This window comes from Brevundimonas goettingensis (assembly GCF_017487405.1).
Taxonomy (GTDB): domain Bacteria; phylum Pseudomonadota; class Alphaproteobacteria; order Caulobacterales; family Caulobacteraceae; genus Brevundimonas; species Brevundimonas goettingensis.
Map to the genome: position 1 here is coordinate 385,212 of NZ_CP062222.1, position 9,139 is coordinate 394,350.

Genomic DNA, 9,139 nt, shown 5'->3' on the forward strand with positions numbered 1-9,139 from the left:
GGTCATCGCCGGAGAGGAAACCCGTCATGAATTTCGCAGTCGTCGCCACCGCCGCCTCCATCGCCGTACTCGGCGTCACCGCCGTCGCCGCCCCGGCCTCGGCCAGGGACAATCCCGAGGTGAAGGTCCGTTACGCCGCCGCCCGCATGGTGGTCATCGTCGAGGACCGCGCCGACGTCGCCGTGGAGATCGAAGGCGGCTCGGCCAACCTGCCGCGCCCGACCGTGACCCGCGTCGGCAATGAAGTCCGCATCAACGGCGAGCTGGGCCGCAACCCCATCCGCAACTGCCGCAGCGGCCCGGCGACGGCGCGCCAGCCGGGCGAGGGCGCTTCGGTCGAGGTCCGCAACCACGGCCGCGTCGACCTGTCGGCCGCGCCGCTGATCGTGGTCCGCACCCCGCGCAACGTCGACGTTTCGACCCAGGACTCGGCCGTGTTCGGCTCGGTGGGCCGCGGCGCGAACCGCGTCGAACTGGACAGCGGCGGCTGCGGCGACTGGACCGTGGCTAACACGACTGGGCATATGGAACTGTCGGTCGGCGGATCGGGCAGCATCCGCGCCGGGACTTCGGCCAGCCTTGAGGTCTTGATCGGCGGCTCGGGTCGGATCACCGCCGGCGCCACCGGCGACCTGGACGCCTCTATCGGAGGTTCGGGCACGGTCATTGTCACCCAGGCGACCGGCAAGGTCGACGCCTCGATCGGCGGCTCGGGTGACATCCGCGTCGGCGGCGGGCGCCCCAATGCGGTCGATGCTGCGATCGGCGGCTCGGGCGACATCATCATTCAGGGCGACACCGGTCCGTTGGACGCCTCCATCGCCGGCTCCGGCAATATCACGGTCACGGGCGCGGTCGCCAGCCTCGACGCCAGCTTGGTCGGCGGCGGCGACGTCCGGGTCGGCCGGGTGACCGGCTCGGTCTCCCAGTCGATCATGGGCGGCGGCCGGGTCCGTATCGGCCAGTAAGCCCTGAAGCGATCGGCCGGCCGGCTCACACCGTCTGACTGAAGGAAGGCCCGCCGACGCCCGGCGGGCCTTTCGCATGTCTGGGCCATGGCCACGTTCCAGTCCGCTGGAACGCCGTGAGGCGAAGACTCGGAAAAGCCCGCCGTGACTCGGTTTGAGGGCTGATCGGCGCTTGACGAAAACGGAATCGAACGTCATAAGCGCCAACTCTTGTTGGACCGGCTGTGCAGAGCAATCTGCAGACGCGGTTCGCAGGGACGACCTGAGTACCCGTTCTTTGTAGCGACTTAGGAATTCAACGGCCTTCGCGGGCGTCCGCGTGGGCCGATCGTTTTTGCGGACGTGCGTACTCTGAAGGCGTTTTTCGCCTGAAGGCCTCCGGTCTTTGAAATGGTTCACAGGGACGCAGGTTCGCCTGCTTGGGAAATAAGACCGATATGGATCAAAGCATCCGCATCAGGCTCAAGGCCTTCGATCACCGCGTCCTCGATTTTTCGACGCGCGAAATCGTGAACACGGCCAAGCGCACCGGGGCGACCGTTCGTGGTCCCATCCCGCTGCCGACCCTGATCGAAAAATTCACCGTGAACCGCTCGCCGCACGTCGACAAGAAGTCGCGCGAGCAGTTTGAAATCCGCACGCACAAGCGCGTGCTCGACATCGTCGACCCCACCCCGCAGACCGTGGACGCGCTCATGAAGCTCGACCTGTCCGCCGGTGTGGACGTCGAGATCAAGATTTAATTAGAAAGAGGCGGGATCCGATGCGTACGGGCGTGATCGCCAAGAAGCTGGGCATGACCCGCGTGTTCGCCGAAGACGGCGCGCACGTTCCGGTCACTGTGCTCCAGCTCGACGACTGTCAGGTCGTCGGCCAACGCACTCAGGAGCGGGACGGCTACGTCGCCCTGCAGCTGGGCGCCGGCGCCAAGAAGGCAAAGAACACCAACAAGGCTCAACGCACGACCTTCGCGAAAGCGGAAGTCGAGCCGAAGCATGTCGTCAGCGAGTTCCGCGTGTCGGAAGACGCGCTGATCGAAGTCGGCGCGACCCTGTCGGCGGACCACTTCGTGGCCGGCCAGAAGGTCGACATCCAGGGCGAGACCATCGGTAAGGGTTTCGCCGGCGCCATGAAGCGCTGGAACTTCGGCGGTCTGCGCGCCACGCACGGCGTGTCGCTGTCGCACCGCTCGCACGGTTCGACGGGTAACCGTCAGGACCCGGGCAAGACCTTCAAGGGCAAGAAGATGGCCGGTCACTACGGGACCGAGATCGTCACCACCCAGAACCTGACCGTCGTCCGCGTGGACGCTGAGCGCGGCCTGATCCTGATCAAGGGCGCTGTCCCGGGTCACGAAGGTTCGTGGGTCAAGGTTCGCGACGCGCACAAGAAGCCGTTCGCCGACCTGCCCTTCCCCGGTTCGTTCAAGAAGAACGGCGCCGTGGCTGCTGCTCCGGCTGAAACGCCGGCTGAAGAAGCCCCGGCCGTCGAAACGACCGAAGGCGGTGAAGCGTAATGAAACTCTCTGTCATCAAACTCGACGGCAAGGCCGCTGGTGACGTGGAACTGTCGGATGTCGTTTTCGGCATCTCCGACATCCGCGGCGACCTGCTCGCCCGCTACGTCAACTGGCAGCTGGCCAAGCGCCGCGCCGGTACGCACAAGGTTCAGACCCGGAACGAGAATTCTCGCACCGGCAAGAAGATGTACAAGCAAAAGGGCACCGGCGGCGCTCGTCACGGTTCGCGCCGTGCGCCGCAGTTCGTCGGTGGTTCGCGCGCTTTCGGCCCGATCGTTCGCGATCACGGCTTTGACCTTCCCAAGAAGGTCCGCGCCCTGGCCCTGCGTCACGCGCTCTCGTCGAAGGCCAAGGCCGGCGACCTGGTCGTGGTCGACGCCCTGACCGTCAAGGACGCCAAGACCTCGGCTCTGCGCGAAACCTTCGCCAAGCTGGGCTGGACCAGGACGCTCATCATCGCCGGTCCGGAAGTTGACACCAACTTCGCCCTGGCGTCGCGCAACATCCCGCACATTCACGTCCTGCCGAACGCCGGCCTGAACGTTTATGACATCCTGCGGGCCGACAAGCTGGTTCTGTCGAAGGCCGCTGTGGAAGCCATCGAGGCCTCCTACGCCGACTACAAGCCCTCGCGTCGCGAGCAAGCCGAGAAGGAAGCCGCGTAATGGCCGCCGCTCCCACCGCCAAACACTACGACACGATCCTGTCGCCGATCATCACTGAGAAGGCCACGATCCTGTCCGAGCAGAACAAGGTCGTCTTCCGCGTCGCCGGCACGTCCACCAAGGACGAAATCGCCGCCGCCGTTGAAAGCCTGTTCAAGGTCAACGTCCTCAAGGTCAACACCATGGTGACCAAAGGCAAGACCAAGCGCTTCCGGGGTATCCTCGGTCGTCGCGTCGACATCAAAAAAGCGATCGTGACCCTGGCCGAAGGCCAGTCGATCGACGTCACCACGGGGCTCTGATCAGATGGCCTTGAAGACTTACAATCCGACTTCGCCGGGCCGTCGCGCCCTGGTGCTGATCGACCGCTCGGAGCTCCACAAGGGCCGTCCCGAGAAGTCGCTGACCGAAGGCCTGACCAAGTCGGGCGGACGTGGTCAGGGCGGTCGCATCGCCGTCCGCTTCCGCGGCGGCGGCGCCAAGCGCCTGTACCGCAAGATCGACTTCAAGCGTCGCAAGTTCATGACCGCCACGGTCGAACGCCTGGAATACGATCCGAACCGCACCGCGTTCATCGCCCTCATCACCTATGAGGACGGCGAAAAGGCCTACATCATCGCGCCGCAACGCCTGAAGGCGGGCGACGTGATCGTGGCCGGCGAAAAGACCGACGTGAAGCCTGGCAACGCCATGCCGCTGCGCTCGATCCCGGTGGGTACGATCATCCACTGCGTCGAGATGAAGCCGGGCAAGGGCGCCCAGCTGGCCCGTTCGGCCGGCGCCTACGCCCAGCTGGTCGGCCGCGATCAGGGCTACGCCCAGATCCGTCTCGGCTCGGGCGAGCTGCGCATGGTCCTGGACGGCTGCATGGCCACGGTCGGCGCCGTTTCGAACGCCGATCACATGAACCAGAACCTCGGCAAGGCCGGTCGCGTTCGTCACATGGGCTGGCGTCCGCACGTTCGCGGCGTCGCCATGAACCCGATCGACCACCCGCACGGTGGTGGTGAAGGCCGGACCTCCGGTGGTCGTACCCCGGTTACCCCGTGGGGCAAGGACACCAAGGGCACCCGTACCCGCAAGAACAAGGCGACGGACAAGTACATCATCCGTACCCGCCACGTTAAGAAGGCTCGCTAAAGATGGCTCGCTCCTCCTGGAAAGGCCCGTTTGTCGACGGGTATCTGCTCAAGAAGGCCGACGCCGTTTCGACGTCGGGCCGCAAGGACGTGATCAAGACCTGGTCGCGTCGCTCCACCATCCTGCCGCAGTTCGTGGGCCTTACTTTTGGCGTCCACAACGGTCACAAGCACGTTCCCGTGCACGTGAACGAGGACATGGTCGGCATGAAGCTGGGCGAGTTCTCGCCCACCCGTTCGTTCCCCGGCCACGCCGCGGACAAGAAGGCGAAGCGGAAGTAACATGCCCAAGACCAACAATCCCCGCCGCGTCGGCAATACGGAGGCCCGGGCCAAGCTGACGAACGTCCGCATCAGCCCGCAGAAGCTCAACCTCGTCGCGCAGTCCATCCGTGGCCTGCCGGTGCAAAAGGCGCTGAACGAACTCGAGTTCAGCCGCAAGCGCATCTCCGACGACGTTCGCAAGGTCCTGTATTCGGCCGTCTCCAACGCCGAGAACAACCACAACCTCGACATCGACAACCTGGTCGTCGCCGAGGCCTTCGTGGGCAAGAACCTGGTGATGAAGCGTTTCGCGAGCCGCGCTCGTGGTCGCTCCTCGCGCATCCTGAAACCTTTCGCGGAAATCACGATCGTGGTCCGCGAAGCCGGTGAGGCCGCCTGATGGGTCAGAAAATCAATCCGATCGGTTTCCGCCTCGGCGTGAACCGCACCTGGGACAGCCGCTGGTTCGCCGACGGCGTCAACTACGCCCGCCTGCTGCACCAGGACCTGAAGCTCCGTACGTGGCTTAAGGAACGCCTGAACGCCGCCGGCGTCTCGCGCATCATCATCGAGCGTCCGCACAAGAAGTGCCGCGTGACGATCTACGCCGCCCGCCCGGGTGTCGTGATCGGCAAGAAGGGCGCTGACATCGAGAAGCTCCGCAAGGACATCTCGGCTCGCACCGAAGGCGAAGTTCACCTGAACATCGTCGAAGTCCGCAAGCCGGAAGTCGACGCCCAGCTGATCGCCGAGAACATCGCCCAGCAGCTGGAACGCCGTATCGCGTTCCGCCGCGCGATGAAGCGTTCGATGCAGTCCGCCATGCGCCTCGGCGCCAAGGGCGTCCGCATCAACGTCTCGGGCCGCCTCGGCGGCGCTGAAATCGCCCGTATGGAATGGTACCGCGAAGGTCGCGTGCCGCTTCACACCCTGCGCGCCGACATCGACTATGGCTTCATCGAAGCCAAGACGACCTACGGCATCATCGGTGTGAAGGTCTGGGTCTTCAAGGGTGAGGTGCTCGAGCACGACCCGATGGCCCAGGACAAGCGCTGGGCCGCCGAAGCCGCGGGCCCGTCGTCGAACGAAGGCCGCGAACGCGGTGGTCCCCGCGGTGACCGTGGTCCCCGTCGTGGTCGTGAGGGCTAAGGAAAATGCTGCAGCCTAAGAAAACCAAGTACCGGAAGGCCTTCAAGGGCCGTATCCACGGCGCCGCCAAGGGTGGCTTCTCGCTGAACTTCGGGTCCTACGGCCTGAAGACGCTGGAGCCGGAACGCATCACTGCGCGTCAGATCGAAGCGGCCCGCCGCGCGATCACCCGCCAGATGAAGCGTCAGGGCCGCGTCTGGATCCGCGTCTTCCCCGACCTGCCCGTCACGGGCAAGCCCGCCGAAGTCCGTATGGGTAAAGGCAAGGGCGCCGTGGACCACTGGGCGGCGCGCTGCCACCCGGGCCGGATCCTGTTCGAAATCGACGGCGTTGCCGACGATGTGGCGCGTGAAGCGCTGCGTCTGGGCGCCGCCAAGCTGCCGGTCCGCACCAAGGTGGTCACCCGCCTGGACGCCGGTATCGCTCACGTGGAGCACGCCGCCTGATGACCAAGATCGCTGATCTCCGTTCCCAGACGACGGACCAGCTGGGCGACCAGCTGCTGTCCCTCAAGAAGGAACAATTCAACCTGCGCTTCCAGGCGGCCACCGGCCAAATGGAAAAGACTCACCGCGTTGGTGAAGTCCGCAAAGACATCGCTCGCATCTCGACGCTTCTGCGCGAGAAGCGTGCGGCCTCGTAAGGAAACACTATGCCCAAGCGAATTCTCGAAGGCGTGGTCGTGTCCGACAAGGGCGACAAGACCGTCGTCGTCGTCGTCCAACGCACGCTGCTGCACCCGGTCATGAAAAAGATCGTGCGCCTGTCCAAGAAGTACCACGCCCACGACGAAGCGAATGCTTTCAAAGAGGGCGACGTCGCCCGCATCGTCGAGTGCGCCCCCAAGTCCAAGCTGAAGCGCTGGGAAGTCCTGTCCAAGGACACCTCGGCCTCGGCCTCGTAATCAGAAGGATCTGACACTATGATCCAGATGCAAACTAACCTGGAAGTGGCCGACAATTCGGGCGCCCGCCGGGTCATGTGCATCAAGGTGCTCGGCGGCGCCAAGCGTCGCTACGCCTCGGTCGGAGACACCATCGTCGCTTCCGTCAAGGAAGCGATCCCGCGCGGTCGCGTGAAGAAGGGCGAGGTCGTTCGCGCCATCGTCGTTCGCACCGCCAAGGACATCCAGCGCAAGGACGGTTCCGTCATTCGCTTCGACAAGTCCGCCGCCGTCATCGTCAACAAGCAAAACGAGCCGGTCGGCACGCGGATCTTTGGCCCGGTTCCCCGCGAACTGCGCGCCAAGAACCACATGAAGATCATCTCGCTGGCCCCGGAGGTCCTGTAACCATGGCCGCCAAGATCAAGAAGGGCGACCGCGTCGTCGTCCTGACCGGCAAGGACAAGGGCCGCACCGGCTCCGTCGCCAAGGTCCTGCCCACCGAGAACCGCGTCCTCGTGACCGGCATCAACATGGTGCAGCGCCACACCCGTCCGACCCAGGGTGACCCCCAGGGCGGTATCAAGAACAAGGAAGCCTCGCTTCACCTGTCGAACGTCGCGATCGCCGACGCCAACGGCAAGGCGACCCGCGTCGGCTTCCGCGTGGAAGGCGACAAGAAGGTTCGCTTCGCCAAGACCACGGGAGACGTCATCTGATGGCCGACACCAAGTACACTCCGCGCCTCAAGACCGAGTATCTTGAGCGCATCAAGGGCGTGATGACCGAGAAGTTCGGTTACACCAACCCGATGCAGATGCCCAAGCTGGACAAGATCGTCCTGAACATGGGCATCGGCGAAGCCGTCGCCGACTCCAAGAAGGCCAATGCGGCCCTCAAGGATCTGACGCAGATCGCCGGTCAGAAGGCCGTCGCCACCAAGGCCCGTAACTCCATCGCCGGCTTCAAGCTGCGCGAAGGCATGGTCATCGGCGGCAAGGTCACCCTCCGCGGCGACCAGATGTATGAGTTCCTGGACCGTCTGATCACGATCGCCCTGCCGCGCGTGAAGGACTTCCGTGGCCTGAAGCCGACGTCGTTCGACGGTCGCGGCAACTACGCCATGGGCCTGAAGGAGCACATCGTGTTCCCGGAAATCAACTACGACCAGATCGACCAGATGTGGGGCATGGACATCATCGTCTGCACCACGGCCAGGACTGACGACGAAGCGCGCGCGCTTCTGACCGAGTTCAAGTTCCCGTTCGTGAAGAACTGAGCGGGAAGGGAAAAGCACAATGGCAAAGAAAAGCGCCGTAAACCGCAACGAAGCCGTCAAGGCCCTGGTTGCGAAGTATGCCGCGAAGCGGGCCGCCCTCAAGGCGACCGCCAACGACGAGAGCCTGCCTCTGGAAGAGCGCTTCGAAGCGCGCCTGAAGCTGGCCGAGCTGCCGCGTAACTCGGCCGCCGTCCGTATCCGCAACCGCTGCGAAGTGACGGGCCGTCCGCGGGCCTTCTATCGCAAGCTCAAGATGAGCCGTATCGCCCTGCGTGAACTCGGCAACCTGGGTCAGATCCCGGGTCTGACCAAGTCCAGCTGGTAAGGGGAGCGACAGACATGATGATCAACGATCCCCTGAGTGACATGATCACTCGCATCCGCAACGCGCACATGCGCAAGCGGTCCAAGGTTCTCACCCCGGCCTCCCGTCTGCGTCAGCGCGTCCTCGACGTGCTGCAGGACGAAGGCTACATCCGCGGCTATTCCCTGGTGCAAAACCCGGGCGAATTCCCGCAGTTCGAGATCGAGCTCAAGTACTTCGACGGCCAGCCGGTCATCGCCGACATCGCTCGCGTGTCCAAGCCGGGCCGCCGCGTTTACTCGGCCATCGGTGATCTGAAGCCGGTCAAGAACGGCCTGGGCATCTCGATCCTTTCGACTTCGAAGGGCGTCATGTCCGACGCCGCCGCTCGCGACGCCAACGTCGGCGGCGAAGTCCTCTGCAGGGTCTACTAAGATGTCCCGTATCGGAAAACGTCTCATCTCCGTGCCGAAGGGCGTGACTGTCACGCTCAACGGCCAGTCCGTCACCGTCAAGGGTCCCAAGGGCGAACGCTCCTGGACCGTCGCCGACGAGATCGAAGTCACCCAGGATGAAGCCGGCCTCTCGCTCGGCCTCAAGGTGGACACCCAGCGCGCTCGCGCGATGTGGGGTCTGTCGCGCACCCTGGTCGACAACATGGTCGTTGGCGTCACTGACGGCTTCGAACGCAAGCTCGAACTGGTCGGCGTCGGTTACCGCGCCGCCCTGAAGGGCAAGGACCTGTCGCTGCAGCTCGGCTTCTCGCACGAAGTCGACATCGTGGCCCCCGAAGGCGTGACCTTCGTGGTGCCCAAGCAGACCGAAATCAGCATCCAGGGCGCCGACAAGCAAGTCGTCGGCGAGCTCGCGGCCAACATTCGCAAGCTGCGTCCGCCGGAGCCCTACAAGGGCAAGGGCGTCCGCTACGCCGGCGAAAAGGTCCGTCGCAAGGAAGGCAAGAAGAAGTAA

The 9,139-nt window shown here is 64.5% G+C and carries 18 protein-coding genes; all 18 read left to right on the forward strand.

Features of this window, described 5'->3' with window-relative positions; genetic code table 11:
• Positions 1-26: 26 nt before the first annotated feature.
• The 18 genes from IFJ75_RS01950 (at position 27) to rplF (ending at position 9,139) form a co-directional block, all read left to right on the forward strand.
• Entirely contained in the window at positions 27-968 is a 942-nt protein-coding gene (locus IFJ75_RS01950) for a GIN domain-containing protein (RefSeq protein ID WP_207870899.1), read from the forward strand.
• 437 nt (positions 969-1,405) lie between these two features.
• Entirely contained in the window at positions 1,406-1,711 is a 306-nt protein-coding gene (gene rpsJ, locus IFJ75_RS01955; protein ID WP_003164367.1) for a 30S ribosomal protein S10, read from the forward strand.
• Between the two features lie 20 nt (positions 1,712-1,731).
• Positions 1,732-2,484 (forward strand): 50S ribosomal protein L3, encoded by a 753-nt coding sequence (gene rplC / locus IFJ75_RS01960; protein ID WP_207870900.1) that lies wholly within the window; start codon positions 1,732-1,734, stop codon positions 2,482-2,484.
• Positions 2,484-3,152 (forward strand): 50S ribosomal protein L4, encoded by a 669-nt coding sequence (gene rplD / locus IFJ75_RS01965; protein ID WP_207870901.1) that lies wholly within the window; start codon positions 2,484-2,486, stop codon positions 3,150-3,152. The genes rplC and rplD overlap by 1 nt, the downstream gene beginning before the upstream one ends.
• Positions 3,152-3,454 (forward strand): 50S ribosomal protein L23, encoded by a 303-nt coding sequence (locus tag IFJ75_RS01970; RefSeq protein WP_207870902.1) that lies wholly within the window; start codon positions 3,152-3,154, stop codon positions 3,452-3,454. The genes rplD and IFJ75_RS01970 overlap by 1 nt, the downstream gene beginning before the upstream one ends.
• 4 nt (positions 3,455-3,458) lie before the next feature.
• Entirely contained in the window at positions 3,459-4,292 is an 834-nt protein-coding gene (rplB, locus tag IFJ75_RS01975) for a 50S ribosomal protein L2 (RefSeq protein WP_207870903.1), read from the forward strand.
• Between the two features lie 2 nt (positions 4,293-4,294).
• Positions 4,295-4,573 (forward strand): 30S ribosomal protein S19, encoded by a 279-nt coding sequence (rpsS, locus tag IFJ75_RS01980; RefSeq protein ID WP_013268924.1) that lies wholly within the window; start codon positions 4,295-4,297, stop codon positions 4,571-4,573.
• Position 4,574: 1 nt separating this feature from the next.
• A complete protein-coding gene (gene rplV / locus IFJ75_RS01985) occupies positions 4,575-4,955 on the forward strand; it encodes a 50S ribosomal protein L22 (RefSeq protein WP_207870904.1) in 381 nt (126 codons plus the stop codon).
• The gene (gene rpsC / locus IFJ75_RS01990) at positions 4,955-5,704 is read left to right on the forward strand and encodes a 30S ribosomal protein S3 (RefSeq protein WP_207870905.1); all 750 of its coding nucleotides are present in this window, start codon (positions 4,955-4,957) and stop codon (positions 5,702-5,704) included. Before rplV ends, rpsC begins: the two co-directional genes overlap by 1 nt.
• A 5-nt stretch (positions 5,705-5,709) precedes the next feature.
• Entirely contained in the window at positions 5,710-6,150 is a 441-nt protein-coding gene (gene rplP, locus IFJ75_RS01995; RefSeq protein ID WP_207870906.1) for a 50S ribosomal protein L16, read from the forward strand.
• Complete coding sequence (rpmC, locus tag IFJ75_RS02000; RefSeq protein WP_207870907.1) at positions 6,150-6,347, forward strand: 50S ribosomal protein L29; 198 nt, start codon at positions 6,150-6,152, stop codon at positions 6,345-6,347. Before rplP ends, rpmC begins: the two co-directional genes overlap by 1 nt.
• 9 nt (positions 6,348-6,356) lie before the next feature.
• Complete coding sequence (gene rpsQ / locus IFJ75_RS02005) at positions 6,357-6,608, forward strand: 30S ribosomal protein S17 (protein ID WP_207870908.1); 252 nt, start codon at positions 6,357-6,359, stop codon at positions 6,606-6,608.
• Between the two features lie 18 nt (positions 6,609-6,626).
• The gene (gene rplN, locus IFJ75_RS02010; RefSeq protein ID WP_077354965.1) at positions 6,627-6,995 is read left to right on the forward strand and encodes a 50S ribosomal protein L14; all 369 of its coding nucleotides are present in this window, start codon (positions 6,627-6,629) and stop codon (positions 6,993-6,995) included.
• A gap of 2 nt (positions 6,996-6,997) precedes the next feature.
• Complete coding sequence (gene rplX, locus IFJ75_RS02015; protein WP_207870909.1) at positions 6,998-7,306, forward strand: 50S ribosomal protein L24; 309 nt, start codon at positions 6,998-7,000, stop codon at positions 7,304-7,306.
• Positions 7,306-7,866, forward strand: a complete 561-nt coding sequence (rplE, locus tag IFJ75_RS02020) for a 50S ribosomal protein L5 (RefSeq protein WP_207870910.1) — start codon at positions 7,306-7,308, stop codon at positions 7,864-7,866. Before rplX ends, rplE begins: the two co-directional genes overlap by 1 nt.
• A 19-nt stretch (positions 7,867-7,885) precedes the next feature.
• Entirely contained in the window at positions 7,886-8,191 is a 306-nt protein-coding gene (rpsN, locus tag IFJ75_RS02025; protein WP_183213197.1) for a 30S ribosomal protein S14, read from the forward strand.
• Positions 8,192-8,205: 14 nt separating this feature from the next.
• Positions 8,206-8,604, forward strand: a complete 399-nt coding sequence (gene rpsH / locus IFJ75_RS02030) for a 30S ribosomal protein S8 (RefSeq protein ID WP_207870911.1) — start codon at positions 8,206-8,208, stop codon at positions 8,602-8,604.
• Between the two features lies 1 nt (position 8,605).
• Positions 8,606-9,139: a 50S ribosomal protein L6 gene (gene rplF / locus IFJ75_RS02035; RefSeq protein WP_207870912.1), complete on the forward strand. Its 534-nt coding sequence runs from the start codon at positions 8,606-8,608 to the stop codon at positions 9,137-9,139.

Excerpts from the sequence above, each read along its gene's own strand:
- IFJ75_RS01950 (WP_207870899.1), top strand. The coding sequence starts at position 27 with ATGAATTTCGCAGTCGTCGCCACCGCCGCCTCCATCGCCGTACTCGGC.
- rpsJ (WP_003164367.1), top strand. The coding sequence starts at position 1,406 with ATGGATCAAAGCATCCGCATCAGGCTCAAGGCCTTCGATCACCGCGTC.
- rplC (WP_207870900.1), top strand. The coding sequence starts at position 1,732 with ATGCGTACGGGCGTGATCGCCAAGAAGCTGGGCATGACCCGCGTGTTC.
- rplD (WP_207870901.1), top strand. The coding sequence starts at position 2,484 with ATGAAACTCTCTGTCATCAAACTCGACGGCAAGGCCGCTGGTGACGTG.
- IFJ75_RS01970 (WP_207870902.1), top strand. The coding sequence starts at position 3,152 with ATGGCCGCCGCTCCCACCGCCAAACACTACGACACGATCCTGTCGCCG.
- rplB (WP_207870903.1), top strand. The coding sequence starts at position 3,459 with ATGGCCTTGAAGACTTACAATCCGACTTCGCCGGGCCGTCGCGCCCTG.
- rpsS (WP_013268924.1), top strand. The coding sequence starts at position 4,295 with ATGGCTCGCTCCTCCTGGAAAGGCCCGTTTGTCGACGGGTATCTGCTC.
- rplV (WP_207870904.1), top strand. The coding sequence starts at position 4,575 with ATGCCCAAGACCAACAATCCCCGCCGCGTCGGCAATACGGAGGCCCGG.
- rpsC (WP_207870905.1), top strand. The coding sequence starts at position 4,955 with ATGGGTCAGAAAATCAATCCGATCGGTTTCCGCCTCGGCGTGAACCGC.
- rplP (WP_207870906.1), top strand. The coding sequence starts at position 5,710 with ATGCTGCAGCCTAAGAAAACCAAGTACCGGAAGGCCTTCAAGGGCCGT.
- rpmC (WP_207870907.1), top strand. The coding sequence starts at position 6,150 with ATGACCAAGATCGCTGATCTCCGTTCCCAGACGACGGACCAGCTGGGC.
- rpsQ (WP_207870908.1), top strand. The coding sequence starts at position 6,357 with ATGCCCAAGCGAATTCTCGAAGGCGTGGTCGTGTCCGACAAGGGCGAC.
- rplN (WP_077354965.1), top strand. The coding sequence starts at position 6,627 with ATGATCCAGATGCAAACTAACCTGGAAGTGGCCGACAATTCGGGCGCC.
- rplX (WP_207870909.1), top strand. The coding sequence starts at position 6,998 with ATGGCCGCCAAGATCAAGAAGGGCGACCGCGTCGTCGTCCTGACCGGC.
- rplE (WP_207870910.1), top strand. The coding sequence starts at position 7,306 with ATGGCCGACACCAAGTACACTCCGCGCCTCAAGACCGAGTATCTTGAG.
- rpsN (WP_183213197.1), top strand. The coding sequence starts at position 7,886 with ATGGCAAAGAAAAGCGCCGTAAACCGCAACGAAGCCGTCAAGGCCCTG.
- rpsH (WP_207870911.1), top strand. The coding sequence starts at position 8,206 with ATGATGATCAACGATCCCCTGAGTGACATGATCACTCGCATCCGCAAC.
- rplF (WP_207870912.1), top strand. The coding sequence starts at position 8,606 with ATGTCCCGTATCGGAAAACGTCTCATCTCCGTGCCGAAGGGCGTGACT.